Raw genomic sequence first — 25,105 nt, 5'->3', positions numbered from 1 at the left:
GGTGATCCCGGTACTGCCGGTGTTTCAGCGGTCGCGTATAGACCGCGGAAACACGTCAATTCGATACTTCTATCGCTGGTGCTTGTACTCTGGCTGGCGGGCATCACCGACACCCGCCAGCCAAATACTCCAGTGCGTGCACAGACGCAGGTTGCGTCCGCCCAGCGGTTTACTTGTAGTACGGAACGTTCTCCGACGCCGGTGGCCTGGAACGTCCGACAAAGCCGGCCACTGCCAGCACCGTTACCAGGTACGGGATCATGTTGATGATGTTCGACGGCGCACTGTCCTGCAGACTCGGCAGCAGGATCGAGATCGCATTGGCAAATCCAAACATCAATGATGCACCCACCGCACCTAGCGGGTGCCACTTTCCTAGGATCATGGCGGCTAGGGCGATGTATCCGTTTCCAGCGGAAATATTCTCGTTGAAGGAGTGCGCGATCGCGGCTCCTATGGTGAAGTATGAACCTCCAAGCCCCGCCAGTGCAGCGCTGAATAGCGTATTTCTGATGCGAGTGCGCTGCACATTGATACCTACCGTATCCGCCGCGTGGGGATGCTCACCGCAAGCACGCATGCGCAGGCCCCAACGGGAGCGGAAGAGCATAATGGTCAGGACGATGATCACGACGTACATGAAGTACGTCAGCACTGTCTGCCTGAACAACACCGGACCGATTATCGGAATATCGCCAAGCAGCGGAATCTTGAAGTCACTCAAGCCCTCGGGACGATTCAGATCCATGTTCTTCGTCATGATCGTCGAGTAGAAGAACGTGGTCAATCCAAGTGCGAGTACGTTCAGCACAACACCGACAATGATCTGATCCACGTTGTACTTCACTGCGAAAACCGCAAGAATCGCACCCAGCAACATTCCCGCCAAAGGAGCAGCAAGCAGTCCCAGCCACACGTAACCCGTCCACGAGGCGACGAGAATGCCCGCGAATGCACCCACCAGCAACTCGCCTTCGATAGACATATTGACGATACCGGAACGCTCCGCCACAACACCGGATAGCGAGCCGAAGATCAGCGGCGTCGAGAGGGCCAGCGCAGATGCGAGTGTCGCGGTCAAGGTGATCGTTCCAGCGGACCCTCCACCGAACCAGACCAATAGTGCGAAAACCGCAAACAATCCGACTAGGACCGCCGGGGCCGCGCCAGTCTTCCGCCGTGTCACAGCCCGAAACACCGAGTAAATGCACACAAGTAGGCAAACGACGAAAGCAATCGCACAGACTAAGCGTGCATCGACCACCCAGTTCGACAGCTTGACACTATCGGCCTTCGACCGGTTAAAACTGATCGTTGCATCGCCATCGGCAGAAATCATGAGATACAGCGTCAATACAGAAGCGATGAAATAGGTGATCGGCATCTTCCAGTTGATCTTCGCCTTTACCTCATGTTGGGTAACAGGGGCGACGTCTGGAGAGACCGTGTCGATTGTGGTGCTCATGCCGCGACCTCCTCGTTGGCAGCAGCCTTCTCGGACTGCAGTGTCAGATACTCACGGATCGTCATCTTTCCATCGTTGGGCAGATGGAACAGCCAGCGTAGGAAAGGCGGTGCCGCGATGAGGAGGACAATCACTGCCTCCAGAATAAGAGTCATATCGATCGGCACATCGGCCTGCGTGTCCATAATGCGACCACCGGCGCTGAAAGCGCCGAAGAGGAGTCCGGCGAAGAAGGTGCCTACCGGCTTGTTCCGCCCCAGCAACGCCACCGTAATCGCATCGAAGCCCATGTTTCCTGCTACCCCATTGTCAAGGTAGTAGAGCGTTCCCGTCACCTGCACTCCACCAGCCAAGCCACAGAACGCTCCCGATAGCGCCATGGTCAACGCCGTTACACGCGCAATCGACATCCCCGCGACCCGGGCCGCGTTGGGGTTGGCGCCAACCGCACGCAACTCGAATCCCCATGTAGAACGCTCCAAGTACCACCACACGAATAGCGCCACCAGGATGGCGATTATCAGACCTGCGTTGAGCCTGAACGGACTCGGCAGGAGTGACGGAAGCTCTGCACTCTCGGCTATGTTCGGCGAACGAGGATTCGAAGAGCCCTCTTCCTGGAAGAGAGAAAGCGAGAGCAGGTGGTTCAGCAACAACAGCGCCACCGAGTTGAGCATGATGGTGACAATGACCTCGTTGGCCCCGGTTTTCGCTTTGAGAATACCGGGAATCCAACCGTACAGTGCACCGGCGGCAGCACCGCCCAGTAAGCAGAGAAGCACATGAGCAAAGCCCGAAACTTCCCAAGGCGAAGCGAAACCGAGATAAGCCGCCATGATAGCGCCACAGATGATTTGGCCTTGACCGCCAATGTTGAACAGGCCGGCGCGGAACCCGAGCGAAAGGCCCAGACCGGCGATGATCAAGGGCACCGCGTTGTAGACGGACTTGGTCAGCGGAGCCAACTTTGCTTGCCATGCCTCCGCTGTGTAGTCATAAATGGCGCCGCGGAACATGGCAGAGTATGCCTCGGTCACGCTCGCGCCGGAGATGATTATCAGCAGCGCACCAATTAGCAGCGACACCACAACTGCCAACACGTAGACCAGCCAGTTTGATCGCAGACTCACCGCGACGGCGGCTTCCACCCACCTGCCGAATCCAGCGTGGGCATTCTCATCGATAGGCTTCTCCTCTTCCAGAGGATCAGTCTCTAGAGTCGTGCTCACTTCGCCCCCTCCTTAGCGCCAGTAGCCATTGCTTCTTCCTCAGGTACACCCGCCATCAGCAGGCCCATAACATCACGCGGTGTATCAGGAGGCACCACAGCTACGATGCGCCCGCGATACATCACCGCAATCCGATCCGCCAAGGCATATACCTCATCCAGTTCGGAGGAGACGACGAGGACGGGAACCCCCGCGTCACGCGCAGCAACAATGCGCTGATGGATGAACTCAATCGAGCCGACATCAACGCCGCGTGTGGGCTGGTTAGCCACGAGAAGACGCAGGTCCTGCGAGAGCTCGCGCGCAACAACCACTTTCTGTTGGTTACCGCCTGAGAGCGTAGAAATCGCATCGGTAACTGAACCAACACGGATGTCGAATTCCTGAACACGCTTTGCTGCATTTTCGGCAATGGCGCGTGGTTTCATGAATGGACCGGTGGCGAACTGCTTGTCGTGGTATTGGTCGGTTATCAGGTTTTCAGCGATGGAGAACGAACCGATCATGCCATCGGTGGAACGATCCTCCGGTACGAAACCGACATCCGCCTTGAGATGTTGCCGTACGTTCGCTTTGGTCAAGTCCCGGTCATCCAGTAGTACCTTGCCCTCGTTGGGACTTTCCAGTCCCAGGAGAACCTCGGCCAATTCGGTCTGACCATTGCCCTGCACACCTGCGACCGCCACAATCTCACCTGGACGTACGTCCAGGTTCACATCGTCTAAGAGCGTGTTGCCGGTGGGGGAAAGCAGCGAGACGCCCCGCAGTTCCAACCCGCCATCAGTCGGCTGGGCAGGGCGCTTATCGACCTTCAGCATAACGGGGCGCCCTACCATCATCGTCGCGAGCTCGGACTCGCTGGAGGACGCCTGGGCCTCCCCTACTACCTGCCCGCGGCGAATAACGGTTATCTTGTCCGCCACCGCGCGTACCTCGCGCAACTTATGCGTGATGAAGATGATCGAGGTTCCCTCACTGGCAAGCTGACGCATGATATCCATCAACTCGTCAGTTTCCTGTGGCGTCAACACCGCAGTAGGCTCATCGAGGACGAGAATAGACGCATCGCGTGACAGCGCCTTCACAATCTCGACTCGCTGTTGCACGCCAACCGGTAGATCTTCGATATATGCATCCGGGTCGAGATCGAATCCGAACCTCTCGGAGACTTCCCGCACCTTCCGTCGCGCAGCACGGAAGTCGAGCAATCTTCCAGGACCCGATACTGGTTCGTAGCCTAGCGCCACGGATTCCGCAACCGTGAATACCGGCACCAGCATGAAGTGCTGGTGCACCATGCCAATGCCTGCCGCCACCGCATCACCGGCGGAGGAGAAATAGACCGGTTCGTCGTCCAGTAGGATCTCGCCGCCATCCGGCCGGTAGATGCCATACAGAACATTCATGAGTGTCGATTTACCCGCGCCGTTCTCACCCAAAAGTGCGTGAATCTCGCCCGGCTCAACAACAAGGTTGATGTTGTCATTGGCTACGAAGGAGCCAAAACGCTTCGTGATGTTCACAAGCTCCAGACGCAACTGCCGCCTGCCTTTCTTCAATGCTTCCACGCAGCCGTTTCGGCGCACGGAAGCCTCTGGGGCGCTGGAGCCCGGCACAACGGCCGGGCTCCAACATTATTGCATCGGATTACTTTTCGAAGGCCGCGTCGGACTCAACAACGGTCTTTCCGGTGATGATCTCCTCTTGGATCGCATCAAGTTCGTCCTGTAGGCCTTCGGGCAACTCAGACTCGAAATCATGGAACGGGGCCAACTTCACGCCACCATTCTCGAGCGTGCCGAGGTAGTTGTCTGCGGTGAAGTTACCCTCGCTACCGGCCTGAACAGTATCGAAGACTGCGGAGCCGATATCCTTCTGCACGGAGGTCAGGATGATGTCCTTGTAGTTCGGCGCGGACTCATACCAGTCAGAATCAACACCAATGATCAACACATCACCCTCGGTCTGCGCAGCTGCGGCGGCCCCCAGTCCCACCGGACCGGCAACCGGCATGATGATGTCGGCACCCTGATTAATGAGTTGCTGAGCGGTCTCAGTACCCTTCGACTGATCATCAAAGGTATTCGTGAACTGACCTGTCTGGGCCTCCTTATCCCAGCCCTTTACCTCGACATTCGTGCCATGGTCCGCGTTGTAGCGGGCAACGCCATCAACGAAGCCGTCCATGAAGATCGTCACCGACGGAATCTGGATACCACCGAAGGTTGCAACCTTACCCGTCTTGGTCATGGCCGCTGCGGAATAGCCCGCCAGATAAGCAGCTTCCTGCGTGTTGAAGACCAGAGCGCGCTCGTTGGCGAGCGGGTCCTTGAATTGGTCATCGATCAGGGCGAAACTGACGTTCTCATTGTTCTTCGCGGCGCGCGAAATCGCATCGTTGAGGTTGAAGCCCACACCGATGACTAGATCACAGCCACTATCGACCAAGGAGTCGACATTGGGCTGGAAGTCGGCCGATGACTTCGACTCGGCCGTCTTTTCCGCAACGCCCAGCTCTTCAACCGCCCTTTCCAAGCCTTCCTTTGCAGACTGGTTGAAGGACTTGTCGTTCCAGCCTCCGGCATCAGAAACGAGACATGCGGTGTAATCACTGCCCGCCTTATTCCCACCGTCACCTCCGTTAGACGACTTGTTATCCGAGCTGTTTCCGCCACAAGCGGATAGCGCAAGCGCGGCAGCACCCAAAATTGCCGCAAGCTTCGTTTTATTCACGCTTTTCTCCTGATGTGTGTGCCTAAATCGCCGACGTGTTCGGCGCTGGTGAACATAGCCTACACGGCAATTCATGAAAAATGTGACACTTCATACCCAATTCGCTCATCTTGCAACAAAAATTGCCTTTCGGCGCTGCGCCAATTGCAACAAACAGCGCGTTTCCGCTGCTCAGGGCGGTGTCTGACGCAAACCGCTCCCCCACGAATGGACACACGTGAAAACCTACGAAGCGGTATGGAACCTGAATCACAGCCAATCCACACAGCGCTTGAAACTCTTTGCGTGAGTTCCTTGAACGCACCACACCTGACACGCTCCGCGCACAGTTGAGGCCATGTCTATGCGCATTCTCCCTATCGCACTGCGACTAAACAGCCCCGCACAGATGACCGTTTCAATCCGTGAACAACCTCAGTGCAGATAACCGAGGCCCGCGTCGTCGAGGCCGTCAACGATCCGCTTCACTTCCTGCGCAGCTGACTGTTGTGTGACAAATATCACGTCTGCCGCTTCTACGACAACCGCCCCTGGCACTCCGGCCACCACAATCGGTTTCGACCCCGCATACACCAAGGCGCCAGGTGAGTCACTGATGAAGGTCCTCTGCGGCTCACCACCGGGAACAACCCCATGCGACAGCTCTGCGGGAGCAATGACAGCCGCTAACGAAGAGTAGTCACCCACATCGGACCATCCCATTTCCGCTGGAACAACGGCGACGCCGCCCTCGGCTGCGAGAGGCTCGGCAATTGCACGGTCGATAACAGCCGCAGGAAGGTCTTCCCAATATCGCTCAATTGCGGCGGTGCGCTCCGGAGTATCCCAGGCCTTCGCCAACTCATCGATGGGCCGCGCCATCTCCGGGTGAAAATGCTCCAACGCCTGCAGCAGAACCGAGGCCTTGGCGATGAACATTCCCGCATTCCAGAAGTATTCGCCGCTGGCCAAATAGCGGGTAGCGGTTTCCACATCCGGCTTCTCAACAAAAGCGAGCACCGACTGCGCGCTCTCTCCCATCGCAGCCGCTGCACGAATATAACCGTAGGCTGTGGACGGTTCATCGGGCGTTATCCCAATTGTGACAACGTAGCCGTTCTCAGCCGCTTCCAACGCCGAGCGCACTGCCCGATGAAACGCATCTTCGTCGCGGATAAGGTGATCCGCTGCGAAGGAGCCGACGACGACATCGCCGTACCGCTGTTGCAGAACCGCAGCTGCCAGACCGATTGCCCCCATCGTGCCGCGCGCGGACGGTTCGACCATGACGTCCGCCTGCGGTACCTGCTCCCCTACCGCCGCCGCGTGAGCGGATCCGGTAACCACCAGGCACGACTTCGCCACTGGACTGAGGCGATGAATCGTTGCTTGAAGGAGTGTGCGTCCCGCACCGGTGAGGTCAGTCAGAAACTTCGGTGCGGACTGCCGCGAAAGCGGCCACAATCGAGTGCCTGCGCCGCCGGCGGGAATAATGGCATGGAAGTCGGTCATTGCTTCTCCGTTCGCATAGCGTGGACAAACCGGTACTCACCCGGCCCCGGCGCAGTCTATCGCTGCTGGGGCCACCACCGCACCCACAGCGCGCACGCAAATGTCGGCACGGTTGCCATACAGGAGTCTTGATATCCACTCCCGCCAGGGCAGGCGTCTATCTCGTCGTACACCGTCGTGTCGATGATGGTTGATATCCACTCCCGCCAGGGCAGGCGCGCACGCAAATGTCGGCACGGTTGCCATACAGGGCGAATACCGCAACGCCCGGGCCACCTGCTCCGGAACAATGCACACGGAGCGGTGTTTCGCTCGAAGCCCCGCTAGCGGCCGGAGATCCATTCATCTTCCGCGTGGGGCTGAGTCGCCGCCATGGTTTAGCACGGGGAATCGCGTGCCGTTATAGGTCTGAGAATTCACAGTGGGTCTGAGAATTCATGCGGGGCGCGTGGCTTCCAACGCATAGTCGACAACGAATGGCGCATGATCGGAAAATCGTTCCTGATAGGAAAGCGCACGGTCCACCCGAGCGTGGGCAACGACACCGGCCAGTTCGGGGCTGACCAGCTGGTAGTCGATCCGCCATCCGGTGTTGTTGTCGAATGCCTTGCCACGCTGCGACCACCACGTATAAGGTCCCTGCCCGTCGGGCAGAAGGAAGCGTTGCACATCCACATAGCCGTACTCGCCGAACCATCGATTTAGATAGGCGATCTCCGGATCGAGCACGCCGGAGTGCCGGTTGTGGTTCGGTTTCCAATTGGCGATATCCTGCTCGCCACGCACGATATTGAAGTCTCCACCCACCAGCACACTTCCATCGCCAAGCAGTTCAGTCAGCCGCTTGTCGACGGCATCGAGATGGGCATACTTCGCGGCCATCTTCTCCGGGCTTGCGGCGTCGCCCGAATGCAGGTAGGCGGATACCACCCGCAAGCCGAACTCCGGCAACTCCACTTCCAACCAGCGGCCCGTATCCACCGGCGGTTGCTCGGCGGACAGCCCCCGCACCTCTCTGCCGATCTCAATCCCTTCACGAACCGCTATGGCAACGCCGGCGCGTCCACGAATGTCGCAGGCCCAGGTGATCACCTGGTATCCCTCGCCGATCAACGGCGCGACGAGATCGTCGGGAGCGCGCACCTCTTGCAGCAGCAGAACATCCGGGTCGGCAGCGGCAATCCACGCCGCCAGACCCTTGCGCACTGCGGCACGGATTCCATTGACATTGCAGGTCGCGATCTTCATGCGTCCCAGCCTAATGCCTACAGGCGGCAACCGCCTCTCAATGGCTCCTCGCTGTGGCCCGGGATGGACTTCAGCTGGGGTATGGCCTCGGTCGGCCCGCTGGGAACCGACGGCGCTTTTGCGGGCAGATGGACTTCAGCCGGGGCATTGCCTCGGTCAGCCCGGTAAGAATCATCCTTGTGGCACGGGACGGACTTGCGACGCCCGGCTCCATATTGTTTCCACCTCGGGGGCACGCACCATACCGCGCAGACACTTAGATTCTCCACGTCCACTACCGATGTACTCCGGGTTACTCGCACGACTCCGCGAGAAAACCGGAGTCTAGCGAGAAACTAGGAGCAGATCCATAGTCGCCGAATAGCTACACGACCCGAGGCCGGAGTCTGGGCCGACAGCAGGCATTCAGCTCAGTAGCAGGCTTCCGGCCGCGGACAGGTTCCAACTGGCAGTGCGCCGCTTCACTACTCGTATCACCGGCGCACGTCGCCCGCACGAGTACATTCAGAGGCTCGTTCCGGCTCAGAAGCTCAAACCAGCGTGTTGCTCGGCAATCGCGACCACATTGGAGAGCAACATGACGCGGGTCATCGGCCCCACCCCGCCGGGGTTGGGAGAAATCCATCCCGCAACATCGGCCACCGCCGGGTCAACATCGCCGCGAATCCGGTAGCGCTTCCGCTGCGGATCGTACACGCGCGATACGCCGACATCCACCACTACGGCGCCCGGTTTGACCCAGTCCGGTTTGACCGTATGTGCCTGCCCCATCGCCGCAATCACGACATCGGCTCGACGTGCTTCCGCTGCGATATCGGCAGTACGCGTATGGCACAGCGTTACCGTGGCATCCACCCCACGCCGGGTCAGCAGTAGCCCGATGGTGCGCCCGACGGTGATGCCGCGCCCGAGCACGCATACTCGCTTGCCCGAGACCTCAACCCCATTGCGCGCCAAGAGCTCCACAATGCCTATCGGAGTGCAAGGCAACGGCGATGCGATGGCACCACCAGTCCCCAGAACCAGCCGTCCCAGATTCGTGGGATGCAAACCATCCGCATCTTTTTCCGGCGCAATGCGTTCGATCAGAGGCCGGGTGGGCAGCCCATCCGGCAGCGGCAACTGGACAATATATCCGGTGCACGCGGGATCTGCATTGAGACGGTCGATCGCGCGGGAAACGTCCGCCGGACTCGCGCTCGCGGGAAGGTCCTCCCGCAATGACGCGATCCCGATCTCCTGGCAGTCCCGGTGCTTTCCAGCGACGTAGGAGACCGACCCCGGGTCCTCCCCCACCAGCACCGTGCCCAGGCCAGGAGTGATCCCAAGCCTCGCCAACTCCGCCACCCTGCCGCGTAATTCGTCTTTTATGACGGCGGCGAGAGCTCGTCCGTCAAGGATCTGGGCACTCACCGGGCACCCGCACCGGTCTGGTCCAGCCCGGGGTACAGCGGGAAGGCGTCGGTGAGGCGCCGGACCCGGTTGCGCAACGCATCAACATCGGCCGCCGGGCCTGCGGCAAGCGCGGTCGCGATAATATCCGCCACCTCTGCAAACTCCTCCGCGCCGAAGCCGCGTGTGGCCAGCGCGGGGGTGCCGATACGCAGTCCCGAGGATACCGAGGCCGGGCGGGGATCCCACGGAACGGTATTGCGGTTGACCGTGATTCCCACGTCGTGTAAGAGGTCCTCCGCCTGCTTTCCATCCATCGCCGCATTGCGTAGGTCCACCAACACGAGGTGGACATCGGTTCCGGCGGTGACAAGGGTGATACCGGCATCGCTCACGTCCCGCGCCAACAAGCGCTGCGCCAGAATTTGCGCTCCTTCGAGGGTCCGTTGCTGAGTTTGCTTAAACTCCTCACCGGCCGCCAGTTTCAGTGCCACGGCTTTCGCCGCAATCACATGCATCAGCGGCCCGCCCTGCTGCCCCGGGAAGACTGCCGAGTTCAGCTTCTTGCCCAGGGCGTCGGCGTCGCGCGAGAGCAGCATGCCCGAACGCGGACCACCGATGGTCTTGTGGATCGTTGTCGAGACGACGTCCGAATACGGAACAGGGCTCGGGTGCAATCCAGCAGCCACCAGGCCGGCGAAATGTGCCATATCCGTCCACAGGTAGGCTCCGACTTCATCCGCGATTTCCCGGAAGGCCGCGAAGTCGATATGCCGCGGATACGCGGACCAACCGGCGATTATCAGCTTCGGGCGCTCTTGAAGCGCCTGCTGCCGCACCTGGTCCATGTCAATACGGTAGGTCTGCGGATCAACACCGTAAGCGGCAACGTTGTAATTCCGGCCGGAGAAATTAACCTTCATGCCGTGGGTGAGGTGGCCGCCGTGGGAGAGTTCGAGACCCATGATGGTATCCCCGGCGCGGACCAGAGCATGATAGACGGCGGCGTTGGCCTGGGCACCGGAATGCGGCTGCACATTGGCATATTCGGCATTGAACAACGATCTTGCGCGCTCAATGGCCAGTGCTTCGACTCGATCAACTTCCTCGCAACCCCCGTAATAACGGCGGCCCGGATAACCTTCCGCGTACTTGTTCGTCAGCACCGATCCCTGTGCCTGCAACACCGCGCGTGGCACGAAATTCTCCGATGCGATCATCTCCAGATAGGCGCGCTGCCGCTCGAGCTCGGCGTCGAGAATGGCTGCTACATCGGGATCGACTGCTGCAATCGGCGCGTTGAACTGGGATGATTGGGACATTACTCCTCCTGCTTGGATGAACCCGGCCCGACCGGGAAAACGTCACGCCGCCCCGGCCCGGGTCGCTAAACTTCCGGCAATCGCGGCATGACCAGAGTACCGCAGGCATTGAGCGGACTCGGCGGCGTTCAACTGGCGGGATACCGGGCTCCACACTCTCGGCTTCACGCTCTGGGCCGGACTCTCCCCCGAGCTCCATCGTCCGCTACCGCCCAGCGAGGCCCCACGCCATGGCCACTTCGGCTCCTCTGTGAATCAGCCAGGCAGCCCGCTCGTCTAATCCCGCACCGAGGGTTTTCGGACTACGCGCTCCCGTCGACGACGACGAAGGCCACCGCCACCGGGCCATCGTGGGACAGCGAGAGGTGCAGGCGGGTCTCCCCTAGCGCCGCGAATTCCTCCTCCACAGCGCCGTACAAGCGCAGGCCGGGGCGGTCCCACTGGTCGCCGACCACTTCAATCTGCGACCACACCGTCTCCGGCAGAGGCGGCGCACTGCCATACAGTGCCGCCGACCAGGCCTTGACAAAGGCCTCCTTCGCCGCCCATCGTGCAGCAAGATGCTCGGCCACAGCTCCCTCGGAGCCGCCGCGGCGGGCGGCGCGTTCGTGCGCCGCCCGCCGTTCTCTGGCGGTGAAGACCTTCTCAAAGCGCGTGCCCGGCTCGGCGAGCTGCGCGGCGAAGGAGGCGATGTCGACGACATCGACCCCGGTACCGAGGATCATCCTCAGTACCGCCCGTCCTCGCTCAAGCGCGCGTTCTCATCCAGAAGCATGGCTATCTCCTCGGCGTGGGCATCGTCGTCGCTGAAGCGGCGACCATCCACTTCCGTGAAGAGCGGTGCATGCCCGATCATGCCGGCCGCAAGTTGCCGTGCTCCGGCAGCCAGGCGATTCTCCGCCCTATCGCGCCACGACGCAGCTGCTTCCTCACCGTCACTACGTTCAACGGCGCGCTGGAACGCACCGGGATGTACCAGCGCCATCAAGGCGGAGACATGCCCGAATCCAAGCGATGTCAGCAGCGACGCCTTCACGGTTCCCACTCGCAGCGGCTCGCGCAACCAGACGAGGAAGTCGTCGTCGGCGAAAGCCGGATCCAGGCAGTCCAGTGCCTTGTTGGCCGGAATCACACCGTTCACGAACAACTGCATGAGTCCTGACATCTGGAAGAGCGCCGCACCACCCTTCGAATGACCTGTGAGGGTCTTCTGCGAAATGACGTACAACGGGTTGCCCTCGCTGCGTCCGATGGCGCGCGCCAGGTTGGCATGCAGTTCCGCCTCGTTCGGGTCGTTCGCATTGGTGGAGGTGTCATGCTTGGACACCACCGCAATATCGTCCGCACCGACTCCGAGCGGTGCCAGGCTACGTACCAAGGGCGAGTTGGTGCCACCACGTCCGGCTGCCAGTGCTCCTATGCCGGGGGCAGGGATGGACGTGTTGATGCCATCGGCGTAGGAGTGGATGAAACCGACAACTCCAAGCACCGGCAATCCGAGGTCGCGGGCGAGGTCACCACGAGCAAGCAGCACAGTGCCTCCGCCCTGCGATTCCACGAATCCTCCACGGCGCAGATCTCCCGCACGGGAGAAGAAACGATCCGGGATCCCCTTCGCCTTCATGGCGGCGGATTCTGCGGTGGCATTCATCGAGCCGAAGCCGACCAGGGATTCCACCTGCAAATCGTCAATGGCACCCGCCACCACGAAGGTGGCCTTGCCGGCAACGATCTTGTCGAATCCTTCTTCCACGGAAACAGCCGCAGTTGCGCATGCGCCGACCGGATGAATCATCGATCCGTATCCGCCGACGAAGCTTTGCATGGTATGCGCCGCCACCACATTTGGCAACGTCTCCTGCAAAATATCCTGTGGATATTCGTTACCGATAAAACGGTCAACGTACAGCTGGCGCATGGAGGTCATGCCACCGAAGCCCGTTCCCTGTGTGTTGGCCACCTCTGCCGGGTGAATCGCCGCCAGTAGCTCCGCCGGGGAGAATCCGGCCCCGATGAAGGCATCCACTGTTGTGAGCATGTTCCATACTGCCATGCGATCCATGGACTCCGTCATGGATGCCGGGAATCCCCAATGCGAGGGATCGAAGCCGGTCGGGAACTGGCCACCGACGTAGCGGCTGAGGGTTGTGCGGCGCGGCACGTATGTCAGCGCGCCGGCGCGGCGGGTCACCAGCCATTCACCGTCCTGCTCGCTGCAGGAGGTGAAATCCGGATCGGCCTGGACGTGGGCACGCGCCTGCGCCTCATCGGCCACCGGGAAGGTGACATCCGAGCTGAGATGCACCGGAGCAATGTCGACCATGCCGAGATCGGCCAGCGGGCCGTCGTCGACAAAAGCTCGAACACCGCACCGCGCCACGACTTCGTCGCGATAACGGTCCCAGATATCGGCCTCGTCCACCAGTGTGTCATTCGTGTCGTACCAGCCCGGCTGCGGAGTCTCGTGCCAGGTCAGCAGGCTCATCATCCACGCCAGTTCCAGTACGCCGGCAGCGGTCAAGTCAACCTCGCCGTCGGAGCGGATGCCAAGCTCCGCCTCCAAACGGGTGCGCGAGGAACCCCACGGTCCCACCTCGCCAACACCGACAACCACCACCATGTCTTCCGGACGGGCCGTCACGGCCTCCCAGTCGGCTGGATCATAACTTGCCAGGCGTGGATCGGCGGGCGCCGGTAGCGCGCCAATGGTCGGCGCAGGGGCCAGTTCCTCTGCTGAAAGCTCGGGTTGCGCCGCCGCGCGCAGCTCGCGTAGGTCGACCTTATCCAGGCCGCCGGTCAGATCGGCCTCGATGGGCGCAGCGGCCGCCTCCGCGCGTGCCTGCAGCGTGCACAGTTCGAGTAGCTTCTGCGCGATCTCCGTGGTGCTCCAGGTGTGGACACCGGCGGCCTCAACGGCCGCGACAAGCGGATCATTGTGCCCCATCAGCCCGGTGCTGCGCACCCAACCGATAACGGCCCGTGCCAGTGACGTGTTACGGCCCCACGGCTCCGTTTGCCACTTGTTCATAATGGCGTCGAATGCCGCTTTCACCTCGCCATAGGCACCGTCTCCGCCGAAGGTACCGCGGTTGGGGGATCCGGGAAGCACCACATGAAGCCGGTGCTCGAGGTTCGTGTCCACGCTGAGAGCAGACAGCGCGCCGAGCAGACGCTCCACCCCCCATAGCAGCACACGGGCCTGATTCTCCGCCTCTGGCCCGGCGTCGGTCAGCATGCCGCGTACCGGCGGGGCAGCGAAGGGGAAGAGCATATCGGGCACGAAAGCGGGCTTGACCAGCTTGGAGGTGGCGCCCACCGTCTCCCGCTGCTCGTTACCGATCCACTGGACCAGCGCATCAATATCACGGAAGCTGGCCAGATTGGCCGGTACGAGCCACAGCTCGGCGTCGCCGCGAGCGCTGCTGCGGTACAGTTCCTTCGCGAAGGTGAGGCGGGCGGTATCGATTCGGGAGGCCGTGGCCACTACTGTCGCCCCACCGGCAAGAAGCCCGGCGACCACGCCTCCGGCAATTGAATTCGCGGTCATTCCGGTGACGACGGCGATCTGCCCGGAGAAGGCTCCCGCCTCGGTGGAAACCGCCTGGTCGGCAATTTCTTCCAGCCGATCAGCCAGTTCGGGGTGCCGCCGTGCCTGCCAGCGCGCCTGCCGGGCGACTTCCTCGCCGACGCCTACGAAGTTCGCCGTGACATCCTGCCCCGCGACAATACGTGCCACGTCCTCGCGGGCAGTGGCCCATCGGTCGGCCAGACGGACGGCTCGTGCCGCTTCGAAGGCGGGGGTGACAAATGCCTCCCAGCCGCTGCCGAGTTCGGCCTCGATGGCGTCGCGCAGTGCGCCGGAATCGTCCGTGGCTTCCTGCACCGCGGCGGGTGCCTGCCCGAGACGATCAAGAAGATCGCGTGCAGTATCGGCTAGAACGCCGGTGATCTGCTCCGAGAAGGCATCCAACGCGGCAGAGTCGACGACGGCGCCGCTGGCACCGCCCGCACTGGGAATAGCCACGGTTACGCCATGCTCCGCAGCAACCTCGGCGACGGCGGCATCGATCAATGCCTCCAGCTCTCCGGTGTTCGCGGGAGCGGTGTTGTCAAGGTTCGCCAAGTCGCCGCCACGCAGCGACTTGCCGTCTCGTGTGCCGAGTAGCAAAGCGGCACTGACGTGCGCCACCCATCCGGAGCCGAGCTGCCACACGTTCTCGATCCGCTCCGTGATGCGGCCAGGCTTTGCACCGCTGCCACCGGCGAGAGAACGCAGGCGGCTTCCGATCGCCTCGCTGAGCACCGGACCGAAGGGCTTGTAGCCATGCGCCTGTGCATCCACCTGGGTGGACAGAGTAGCGAGCGGCGCCTCCGCCGCCCCATCGAGCGCGGCGAGCTCGAATTCGGCCGTCAGATCCATTAGTACCTGGTTGCGCTTGGAGGAAACGCCGTTCGTCAGCGTCTCGACACTGTCCGCATCGGTCATTTGGTCCAGCCGCAACTTCGTCTGCTGCGCGAGGAGAATCCGCAGTCCGTCGGCGGCAGTGAAAGGCAGGTCCGCCGCCGGTCCTGCCGCCGGAGCAGCGGCCGGGGAGGCCACAGAAACCGCCGCCGCCGGCGCGGTACTCGCCGTCGTCTCAGCGGACTCGGCCACCGGTTCGCTCGGGGCGGCATCCGCCTCGGTTACCGGTGCGGCTTCATCCACAACCGGAGCCGTCACGTCCTCGCGCAGTACCCTCTTCGAGTCACGCTGCACGTTGAGAACTGTGGCGGAAGCGCTCGCATGCTCGGGCAGAGCGAGTGTTCGCGCAGCAAGGTTCGCCAACGTGGGTGATGCCGCCAAGCCGACCTCAACGATCTCGTCCACGCCGGAATCCAGCAGCAGATCCTGCGTTTCGATCCAGCGAACCGGAGAGGCGAACTGCCAGGCGAGCAATTCAATAAGTAGCGTGCGGCCGACCTCCATCGGGTCTGTCATGCGCTCGTCGAAATGCTCGTGTAATTCGCGCACAGTATCCGATGGAACCACCTGCAGCATGGCGGCCGTGAAATCACGGCTCAGCTCAAACGGCCGCGCCACGAGATTCGGAATGTACCGCCCCACCAACACGTTCAGGTTGATCTGCTGCGGCAGCAACCGTTCCAGGAGGTTACGGAAATCGGGCACGCCGACGCGCAGCACCGAGGAATGGAACGGCACGTCAATGCCGGGGACCAGCATGAAGGGACGCTTGCCACCGGCGGCACGAGCACGCTCCCCCGCATCCTTGGCGAGAGCCTCTAGCCCGGCAACGGTTCCCGCCACCGAATACTGCTGGCCGGCCAGGTTGAAGTTCACTACTTCGAGGAATTCCCCGGTGGCTTCGGATACAGAGGCGACGTAATCGACGACGCCGTCGTCGCCCACACCGAACTGGTTGGGGCGAAGTGCGCCGAGGCGATAGTTGGAGCGCCCCTCCGCGTCGCGCGGTACGAGGTGGTGCATGGTGGAACCGCGGTGGAACACGATCTCCAGCACATTCTCCAGGGTGAAGATTCCGGCATAGGCGGACAAGGCGTTGTATTCGCCCAGGGAATGCCCGGCGAAATAGGCGCCCGAAACCAGCGCCCCTTGTTCCGCCAGGCGTGCCGTCTGTGCGAAGGCAACCGTGGCCAGCGCGACCTGGGTGAACTGGGTCAGATTCAGTACACCATCGGGGTGGCGATACACGGTGCCCTGGGCGGTCAGTTCGCGCGGATTGTCGCGAACAACCGCCAGGATGGAGAAACCGAGCGCCTTGCGCGTATGCGCATCTGCGCGTTCCCACACGTCACGCGCGGCGGGAGAGGCGGCGCGCTCATCCAATGTCATTCCCTGCGCCTGAATGCCCTGACCAGGGAACACGTAGGCGGTTAGTGGGGCGGCAACAGAGGCGCTGGCCTGAGAGACGATTTCACCATCGATGCGGCAGGTCACCTCTAGTGCGAGGCCTCCTTCGCGCAGACGCCCGACGCGCTCCACCGAGATCTCCACCTCGTCGTTGAGCGCCACCATGCCGTACATGCGGTAGGTCCACCCGGTGATGGCACCGACATCCACGCTGGCAACGGCGTGCTGGGCGGCCGCGCAGAGCCACATGCCATGCACCAGCGGGGCATCCATTCCCGCCACGCGGGCGGCTCGTGCAGAGGTGTGAATCGGGTTGAAATCGCCGGAGACAATGGCGAATGCCGTCATGTCGGTCGGGGCGGTCACACGGGTACGCGAGAGCAGTGACCGCGGCGTATCCACCACGTCACGCTCAATTCCGCCGCGTGGCGCCGGGTCTGCGGGCTGGTTCGTGGTTGTGGCCCGCCCGCGCATGGCGAAACGATCAGTGAACTCCAGAACGGTCTCACCCGTGGCCGTGGTGACACGCGTCGAAATGGTGACAACGCGCCCGGAGGCCGACTCGGCTATATCCGAGCAACGGGAGTGCGCGGTGAGCTCGCCTGCGGCGTAGATCTCGTCCAGGCTGACGTGAAGCAGCTCGGAGTGATCCAGGTGAACAGCGTTGAGAAGTCCTTCGATCACAGGGTAACCGCCGGCCTGTCCGGAACCAATTGCGGCGTAGATGGTTGGCCAGCAGGAGCCTAGCAGTGCCGAGGGAACGCTGGTTTGGCTTCCCGGTGCCGTTACTCCTGCGTGCAGGCTGCTGATCGACGGATTCACGGCGAAGCTAAAATGGGCCTCACCGTTCTCGTCAATCGCCGGGAACTCGCTGATCGGCGTTCCGCCGATGGTTTGGGAGCCCACTCCGGCCATGGCCGCCAACAGTTCGCGCATCGCTCCTTCCAGGCGAGACTCGTCCACCACCGGTACTCCGCCGTCGGCAACCGAATCCGGCATGATCAGTGGAATACGCATATGGTCGACGACGTGCTGGTTGGCACCGGTCCCCTCCCACATGGTGTCTAGCGGCAGATACAGTTCGAGTCCCGCAGGAGTGTCATGAATCTCCGCCTGCGCGATGGCAACAGCTGGATTGGCAGTGAGATGCCCGTGCCACATGAGGTTGGGCACGGTGCGCAGATACTCGTCGCGAGTTTGGGCGAGCCGTGAGAACGCCTCGGGAGCCTCACCGGTCACGCGTGCAACAGCGGCATCCTCATAGCGGGCGAGAATATCGGCCACCGGCTCGTCCACGCCGGTGATTCCGGCGGCGGACACCGGGCCAGGAATGATTCGCACTTGATCGGCCGTGTAGCGAGGATCCTGTGACTGCCACAGTGAGTCCCCGCCCCACCACTGTAGGACATCCGTGCCGATCACCGGCACGAAGGGCACCGGCTTCGGGTACTTGCGGCACAGCGAAATGAACCAGGCGGCGTCACTTGGCGCAAGTCGGGTGCTGGAGGCCGCTGGGAAGGTCTCAACAAGGCGGTCAATGGCAGCGTGCGGCTCCGTGATCGAGTCTTCGGTGGGGAACATCGTCTCCCACGGGCCGTGATCGGGTGGGCAGAGCCGTGCCTCGGTCCGCTGCAGTAGCTCATACAGCCGGGTGAGCTGGGCACCGTCGGTCCACGGATAGCTGAGGTTGACGTAACGGCGCAGGACATCCTCATAGGTCATGTCCTCCAGGTCACCGAAGTAGGGCTTGGCGGTACGGTCAAGCGCCTCGATGATCTCGTCGCGGCGCGCGGCGATGGCGTCCGCGTCGCCGTCCACCTCTACCAGCAGGCGCCCGGCAACAGAGGCCGAGTTCTCAACCTGATAGATGTCCGCATGTAGCTGCGACAGACCCGAGGTCATTCCACCGCGCACGGCTCCAGAGGCGATCCAGCCGCCGCCATCGGACTCCTGTACACCGGGAACGGAAACCAACAGTTCCTTGACATCCCGGTTCGTCTTCGCTTCGCGAGCGGTCATGGCGGCCGTGCCAATGAAGACGGCGTCCACGGGCATGGGGCGCATGCCGTGTGTCTTCGACCATTCGCCGGTCAGGTAGGCGGCGGCGCGCTCGGGAACACCCAGTCCACCGCCGACAGCCAGCACCACTCCGGCATCACGGACCTCGCGATAAGTCGCCAACAGCAGGTCATCGAGGTCCTCCCACGAGTGGTGACCACCGGCGTGTCCGTCTTCCACCATCATGAGCAGCGGCATACCCTCACATTCTTTCGCGATGGTCACCACCTGCCGAATTTGGGCAACAGTTCCCGGTTTGAAAGCGACGTATGGGAACCCCTCGCCACGCAGACGAGCGATGAGTTCCAGCGCCTCGTCGAGATCCGGAATGCCCGCGGAGATGACGACGCCGTCCAGCGGGGCACCCGCGGCACGCTCGCGTGAGACGAGTCGGCGCCCTCCGAAATGCAGATCCCACAAGTAGCGGTCGAGGAACATGGCGTTGAACTGCGCTGCCCGCCCGGGCTCCAGTTGCTCCTTCAGCCCGGCGATATGCGAGGTGAGAATCTCCTCGGTGGACTGGCCGCCACCGGCCAGCTCCACCCAGTGCCCCGCATTGGCGGCGGCCGCCACGATCTCGGGATCGACAGTGGTCGGAGTCATGCCGCCCAGCATTACCGGCGAACGGCCGGTGAGCCGCGAGAACGCAGTGTCGAGAACCTTTCGTCCTCCCACCGTGCGCAGTTGCGGGGCGTAATCGGACCAGTCCTGCGTGGTGGTGGCACGCGCCATTCCCCGCACCAGCTGGTCGCGCGCCGGAGCGGTGCCCGCATCCACGTATGTCACTCCGCTGCCCGCCAAGTTCTCCAAGGTCAGACGCTGCAAAGAACCGGGGCCCAAATCAATGACGTAGCCGCCGCCGGGCGTCTCGAGTTTCGCCACTGCAACAGCGACCTCGTCATCCCAGGCGAGCGGGTCGATCAGAACCGCACTGGCCAGCTCGTGAGCATTTGCAACGCCAAGATCGCACCGCGAAATCCACTCGTCGGCAATTCGCAGGGCATCTGCAAGAAGCTGGGAGTGGAATGGGGTATCGACGTCGAGGAACTCGCAAATGGGTGCCAGTGGCGCGCCACCGGTACGCTTTGCCTCGCGCTCCTGACGCGACGCGGCCGCCCGCTGTTCCAGGGTTTCAACCAGTGCCGCCAAGCGGGCGGGAATACCCGAGACAACCGCCGATGTATGCGAGTTTGCAATGGCGATCTCCAAGCCCTCCGCGGCGAGGATATCGGCAAGCACCGGACGCGGAACACCGCGTATTGAGAGCATCGGCGTCATCTCGCCGACGCGGGAAGCGCCAACTTCACGGGTCACCCGCGTGGCCGCTGCACCGATAATTCGTGCCAGTGCCAGAACTCCGGCTGGCTTCTCGGACGAGATCATCGCTGCGGCGAGGATCCCCTGCGAGTGTCCAATAACAGCAGTGGGCTCGGCCCCGGCCAGCGCGTCCTCTACATCAAGATAGGCGCCGTACTGTGCCAAGAGCACGCCCGGCACCGACGCGATAGCCGCGCTGGTGTTCGCGGCGGGACCGCGGCGGCCGAGCAGGTCGAGGCGGCCTGCACCAATGACGGTCAGCTCGGGCAGGACGGGGGCAAGCAGTTCTTCCGCTTGCACGTCCAATGCCGTGAGCGAGGCCAATACGCGCGGATCTTCCAGGAGCTCATTGAGTTCCCGGCGCCACGGCGAGGACTGCCCTGCGAACTGCAGGACCCACGGGCTGGAGGAGCGGAGTTCATCAATAACGGGGGACATAATCAACTTTCTGATGTTCTCGGTAGAACAAACTTCGAATAATGGCGTGGATAGGTCGGTGGCTCGGCGCGACGCGCGCATTGGGAGAAGCGCTTCGGGCCGGGCGTTACTCACATGGGCATATTCCCGTGGCGGCGGGTACCGGGATGCGAGCGGTCCTTCGTGCGCAGAACGCGTAGTGCGGAAACGATGGTGGATCGTGTGGATTCGGGTGTGATAATCGCGTCGAGCTCTCCGCTGGCAACCGAGAGATACGGGTTGACGTTCTCCCGGGTGTATTTGTCGGCGAGCTCCTTGCGCAGGGCCTCTACATCCCGACCCTCGGCGGCGGCCTGTTTGAGTTGCCGCCGTCCGGTGATCGCCACCGCGCCGTCGGCGCCCAATACGGCAATCTCGGCGCCCGGCCAGGCGAAGTTCATGTCTCCACCGATTGCCTTGGATCCCATAACGATGTACGCACCACCGTACGCCTTGCGGAGCACGACTGTAACGAGCGGGACTGAGGCGTTCGCGTACGCCCAGATCAGCTTGGCACCGCGGCGGATGATGCCCGCTTGTTCCTGCTCGGTGCCGGGCCGGTAACCCGGCACGTCCACCAGCGTGACGACGGGAACGTTGAAGGCGTCGCAGAACTGGACGAAGCGGCCCGCCTTCTCCGAGGCATCAACGTCAAGCGTGCCCGCCTCGTGCAGTGGCTGGTTCGCAACGATTCCGATGGATTCTCCCGCCAGTGCCGCGAAGCCGACGACGATAGAGGGGGCGAAATACTCCTGCACCTGGACGAATTCACCGTAATCGACCAGGTGGCGTATCACTTCCACCATGTCGTATGGCTGCTTGGAGGACTCGGGAACCAAACCGGCCAGCCCGGCTGCGTCGACGGCAGCCTGTGGCCCGTCCGTGTAATCCCAGTGGCGGGTAGGTGCATCGCAATTCTGCGGCAGATAAGTGAGCAGCGTACGCGTGTAGTCCAGGGCGTCCGCCTCATCCTCGGCGAGGTAGTGAGCCACGCCAGACTGGAAGTTGTGCACCTGTGCGCCACCCAGGTCTTCGAAGCTGACATCTTCGCCCGTTGTGGCCCGCACTACGTCGGGGCCGGTGACGAACATATGCGAATGATCGCGTGTCATCACAATGAAATCCGTCAGGGCCGGGCAGTAGACGGCACCGCCGGCACACGGCCCAAGGATCACCGAGACCTGCGGAATCACACCGGATGCCTCGCATGTCTTTCGGAAGATACGACCGTACTGGCTCAGTGCCACCACGCCCTCCTGGATGCGGGCGCCACCCGAATCGAGCATGGCGACGATCGGGATGCGTAGCTCTAACGCCTTGTCCATGAGGGAGATGATTTTGTCTCCCTCGGCCTGGCCGAGCGTTCCGCCGGAGATCGAGAAGTCCTGTGCATAAACCGCGACCGGTTCTCCCCCGACGGTTCCGATACCGGTCACCACCGCTGCCCCGGTGAAGCCCTCGGCCATGTTACCGCCGACGAACTGCCCTATTTCGGTGAAAGACTCGGGGTCGAGCAACAGACCGATACGCTCCCGCGCGGTGTTTTTCTCCTTGGCATGCTGGCGCTTTCGCGCTTTCTCCTCGGCGCCTTCCGCGAGACTCTGCTGGTAGGCGGCAAAGTCGGCTCGATTGATAACACGCGATGTGGAGTCAATGGTCTGCGACTCGTCTGGCAGGCCACGCAAACTGGTGAGTGTCATGATTATTCTCCTTCCTGCTTGCGCGCCACACGCACAAGCGGCTGGTAAGCGGACACGTTTTGACCACCACTCACGGCGATTTCAGTGACAGTACCGTCGTAAGGGGCATGCACGTAGCTCTCCATCTTCATGGACTCGAGGACCACGAGGAGATCGCCGCGGTTGACCGAGGCACCGACCTCGACGCATACGCGTACCACAATGGCCTGGATCTGTGAATTGACCATGCCGTCGGCATCCACAAGCTCACCGCTGCGCGCGTCGGCGCGAGCACGGTTGGCGCTGCGCAACGGTTGCTGCGTGCGCGAATGCCCGCCGGTGTTGAACATTGAGCGAGGAACGGTCAGCTCCATGCGTCGGCCATTCACCTCGATGACGAAACTGGCACGTTCCTCCACCGGTGCAGCGGCCACCGCTGGCGCGTTATCCACCGCGACGCCTGCCGAGGCATCGGCCGGGGCGATGTATCCCGGCAGCACCTCTTCTTCAAACCAGCGGGTCGACGGCGCGGCGCCCGCGAACTCCGGCATGGCGATAACTTCGCTGTACAGCCGGGCAGGGGTTTGCACGCCCTCCAGCACCAATTCATCGAGTACTCGGCGGGAGCGGGCAATTGCGGCCTCACGCGTCGGTGCCGTCACAATGAGCTTGGCCAGCATGGGGTCGAAATCGGCGGTGACCGCATCGCCCTCCGTGACACCCGATTCGATCCGTACCCCGTGCCCGAGGGGCCAGCGCAGGCGCGTAATAGTGCCGGTGGACGGAACCAGACCACGGCGCGGGTCCTCGCAGGTTATACGGAACTCGAAGGAATGAGCGCGCGGCGTCGGCACCTGCGATAACTCCTGCCCGGAGGCAATTCGGATCTGCTCCGCAACGAGGTCGAGGCCGGTGACTTCCTCGGATACCGTGTGCTCCACCTGCAGGCGCGGGTTGACTTCGAGGAAGTTCACGCGCCCATCCGGTTCGACCAGGAACTCACATGTTCCCAGCCCCACGTACCCGACGGCGTCGAAGAGCCGATGCGACCACTCCACCAGCGTCGCCACCGTCTCCTCTCCCAACCCGGGGGCGGGGGCTTCCTCGATGAGCTTTTGGTTTCGGCGCTGCACCGAGCAGTCACGCGTTGAGATAACGGCGAAGTTGCCGTGGGAATCCCGTGCGCACTGTGTTTCTACGTGCCGGGCGGTGCGGATGAAGCGCTCCACGAAGAAGCCTTCCGCCTCGGTGCCGTGAGCGGCGAAGAAGAGGTCCAGATCCGCATCGGATTCAATGATGGTGATGCCGCGGCCGCCGCCGCCGTCGGCCTTCTTGGTAACAATCGGATACCCGTGCTCGGCTATGAATGCGGCAACGGATTCCCGCCCGGAGACCGGATCGGAGATGCCGGGAACCGGGCTGACGTCCACCGATTCGGCCAGGCGCCGGGCCTGGATCTTGTCGCCGAGGCGGGTCAGAACATCCGGAGCCGGGCCGATCCAGGTCAAGCCGGCCTCTTGGACGGCGGAGGCGAATTCAGGGATCTCGGAGAGGAACCCGTATCCGGGATGTACGGCATCAGCACCGGCCTGCTTGGCCGCATCTATGAGTTTGTCGCCGTTCATGTAGCTTTCGGCGTATGCCGTACCTCCGAGGGCATAGGCAGAATCCGCCTGGCGGACGAATTGCGCACCACGGTCACCGTCGGAATACACGGCCACCGATTCGATACCCATATCGGCGGCGGTGCGAATCACCCGCAGGGCGATTTCCGAACGATTGGCGATGAGAATACGGGAAATTGACACTCAGGACTCCTTGCCGCGACTCGATTGAGACCATTGGATTGCTTTGTGATGCCGGGGAACGCGTTGGCCGATGGGCGGCGTATGCTGCTCGGGCGATGCCGCACGCTCCATTCGTCCCAGCAGGGAGACTTCGCCGGAGGTGACGACCACCGGCCCGTCGTCGGTGACCATGTCGAGCGACCCATCCGCCAGGATGGCACGTCCGGTTCCGTTCAGCGGTGTGGCGCGTGGACGCCCCACCGTGACGCCTGGACGCAGCGTTTCGCAGCAGGCATTGGCCTCCTCGATCAGACCGGAAGCGACGGGGTCTCCCGTATCGATCAAGGCGTCGATACGTTCGCGTAGGCCGCGCAACCAGGCAGCCGCCAGCTCGTCCCGCGTTGGTACTGGCAGCCCGGCGGTTGCCAGCGAGGCCGAGGTAGGAGTGGGAAGCTCTTCGGCCTCCAGCGACAGGTTGGCGCCCAGTCCGATAACGCAGGCGATCTTGCCGTCGCGTCGACCGCAGAACTCACCGAGGACTCCGGCTACCTTCCGTGGTTCCGGTACACGGACGACGACGTCGTTGGGCCATGACAACAGTGCGGCGTCTCTACCTGTGCACATGTTGATGGCGCTGCGGGCCGCTGCCGCACCGATGAGGGTCAGTAAGGCGACATGCTCTTCAATGCTCTCCGGAACCTCCACCAATACGGAGACCAGGAGTGAACGACCGGCTGCCGAGAACCAACGTCTGCCGGAGCGGCCTCGCCCGGCCGTCTGGTCGTCGGCGACCATTACGGTGAAATCCGGGATGCGGCCCGCTTCCCACAAAGCAGTTAAGTCGTCCTGAGTGGATCCGGTGAGTTCGGTGTGGAATAAGACGGCGGCCTGTGCACCAGTGAGTGGAAAGCGCGCCGGGGGCAGACTCGCCTCCGGTTGTCCCGCTTGGTCCCATGCACTCAGTTCGCCCATTTCGCCATCCTTTCGCGCCGTCTCTCGGCACTCTCTCTGCGCGGACATCACCCACACCGTTACACTTACGTTATCGTAAGTTACCCT

Annotated in this window: 13 protein-coding genes; all 13 read right to left on the bottom strand. The window is 62.3% G+C overall.

The window, feature by feature from the left end; translation table 11 throughout:
• Window positions 1–169: 169 nt before the first annotated feature.
• The gene (locus EKN07_RS00660; RefSeq protein ID WP_108715363.1) at window positions 170–1,465 is read right to left on the bottom strand and encodes an ABC transporter permease; all 1,296 of its coding nucleotides are present in this window, start codon (window positions 1,463–1,465) and stop codon (window positions 170–172) included.
• Complete coding sequence (locus EKN07_RS00655) at window positions 1,462–2,694, bottom strand: ABC transporter permease (RefSeq protein WP_240611427.1); 1,233 nt, start codon at window positions 2,692–2,694, stop codon at window positions 1,462–1,464. Before EKN07_RS00655 ends, EKN07_RS00660 begins: the two co-directional genes overlap by 4 nt.
• Complete coding sequence (locus EKN07_RS00650) at window positions 2,691–4,232, bottom strand: ABC transporter ATP-binding protein (protein ID WP_126145544.1); 1,542 nt, start codon at window positions 4,230–4,232, stop codon at window positions 2,691–2,693. Before EKN07_RS00650 ends, EKN07_RS00655 begins: the two co-directional genes overlap by 4 nt.
• Before the next feature lie 109 nt (window positions 4,233–4,341).
• Complete coding sequence (locus EKN07_RS00645; RefSeq protein ID WP_240611425.1) at window positions 4,342–5,427, bottom strand: BMP family ABC transporter substrate-binding protein; 1,086 nt, start codon at window positions 5,425–5,427, stop codon at window positions 4,342–4,344.
• Between the two features lie 414 nt (window positions 5,428–5,841).
• Window positions 5,842–6,918 carry a mannose-1-phosphate guanylyltransferase gene (locus tag EKN07_RS00640; protein WP_126145414.1) on the bottom strand — a complete coding sequence of 359 codons (1,077 nt, stop codon included), beginning with the start codon at window positions 6,916–6,918 and terminating at the stop codon, window positions 5,842–5,844.
• Window positions 6,919–7,353: 435 nt separating this feature from the next.
• Window positions 7,354–8,166 carry an exodeoxyribonuclease III gene (locus EKN07_RS00635; protein WP_126145413.1) on the bottom strand — a complete coding sequence of 271 codons (813 nt, stop codon included), beginning with the start codon at window positions 8,164–8,166 and terminating at the stop codon, window positions 7,354–7,356.
• A 522-nt stretch (window positions 8,167–8,688) separates the two neighbouring features.
• Entirely contained in the window at window positions 8,689–9,579 is an 891-nt protein-coding gene (locus EKN07_RS00630) for a bifunctional methylenetetrahydrofolate dehydrogenase/methenyltetrahydrofolate cyclohydrolase (protein ID WP_108715359.1), read from the bottom strand.
• Window positions 9,576–10,880 (bottom strand): serine hydroxymethyltransferase, encoded by a 1,305-nt coding sequence (glyA, locus tag EKN07_RS00625; protein ID WP_108715358.1) that lies wholly within the window; start codon window positions 10,878–10,880, stop codon window positions 9,576–9,578. Before glyA ends, EKN07_RS00630 begins: the two co-directional genes overlap by 4 nt.
• Window positions 10,881–11,182: 302 nt before the next feature.
• Window positions 11,183–11,605, bottom strand: coding sequence for a holo-ACP synthase (locus tag EKN07_RS00620; protein ID WP_126145412.1), 423 nt, complete (start codon window positions 11,603–11,605; stop codon window positions 11,183–11,185).
• 2 nt (window positions 11,606–11,607) lie between these two features.
• Entirely contained in the window at window positions 11,608–20,562 is an 8,955-nt protein-coding gene (locus tag EKN07_RS00615) for a type I polyketide synthase (protein ID WP_126145411.1), read from the bottom strand.
• Between the two features lie 110 nt (window positions 20,563–20,672).
• On the bottom strand, window positions 20,673–22,280 hold the full coding sequence (locus EKN07_RS00610; protein ID WP_108715356.1) for an acyl-CoA carboxylase subunit beta: 1,608 nt from the start codon (window positions 22,278–22,280) through the stop codon (window positions 20,673–20,675).
• A 2-nt stretch (window positions 22,281–22,282) separates the two neighbouring features.
• Window positions 22,283–24,067, bottom strand: coding sequence for a biotin carboxylase N-terminal domain-containing protein (locus EKN07_RS00605; RefSeq protein ID WP_126145410.1), 1,785 nt, complete (start codon window positions 24,065–24,067; stop codon window positions 22,283–22,285).
• Window positions 24,068–25,018 carry a biotin--[acetyl-CoA-carboxylase] ligase gene (locus EKN07_RS00600; RefSeq protein WP_164505457.1) on the bottom strand — a complete coding sequence of 317 codons (951 nt, stop codon included), beginning with the start codon at window positions 25,016–25,018 and terminating at the stop codon, window positions 24,068–24,070.
• Window positions 25,019–25,105 lie beyond the last annotated feature (87 nt).

This window comes from Actinobaculum sp. 352 (genome assembly GCF_003957265.1).
Lineage (GTDB): Bacteria > Actinomycetota > Actinomycetes > Actinomycetales > Actinomycetaceae > Asp313.
Note: the sequence above shows the minus strand (reverse complement) of the source record. Positions and strands in the feature narration are given on the sequence as shown.

Bases quoted from the DNA above. Each gene is read 5' to 3' on its own strand.
- EKN07_RS00610 (WP_108715356.1), bottom strand. From the start codon at position 22,280: ATGACACTCACCAGTTTGCGTGGCCTGCCAGACGAGTCGCAGACCATT.
- glyA (WP_108715358.1), bottom strand. From the start codon at position 10,880: ATGTCCCAATCATCCCAGTTCAACGCGCCGATTGCAGCAGTCGATCCC.
- EKN07_RS00635 (WP_126145413.1), bottom strand. From the start codon at position 8,166: ATGAAGATCGCGACCTGCAATGTCAATGGAATCCGTGCCGCAGTGCGC.
- EKN07_RS00620 (WP_126145412.1), bottom strand. From the start codon at position 11,605: ATGATCCTCGGTACCGGGGTCGATGTCGTCGACATCGCCTCCTTCGCC.
- EKN07_RS00615 (WP_126145411.1), bottom strand. From the start codon at position 20,562: ATGTCCCCCGTTATTGATGAACTCCGCTCCTCCAGCCCGTGGGTCCTG.
- EKN07_RS00660 (WP_108715363.1), bottom strand. From the start codon at position 1,465: ATGAGCACCACAATCGACACGGTCTCTCCAGACGTCGCCCCTGTTACC.
- EKN07_RS00640 (WP_126145414.1), bottom strand. From the start codon at position 6,918: ATGACCGACTTCCATGCCATTATTCCCGCCGGCGGCGCAGGCACTCGA.
- EKN07_RS00600 (WP_164505457.1), bottom strand. From the start codon at position 25,018: ATGGGCGAACTGAGTGCATGGGACCAAGCGGGACAACCGGAGGCGAGT.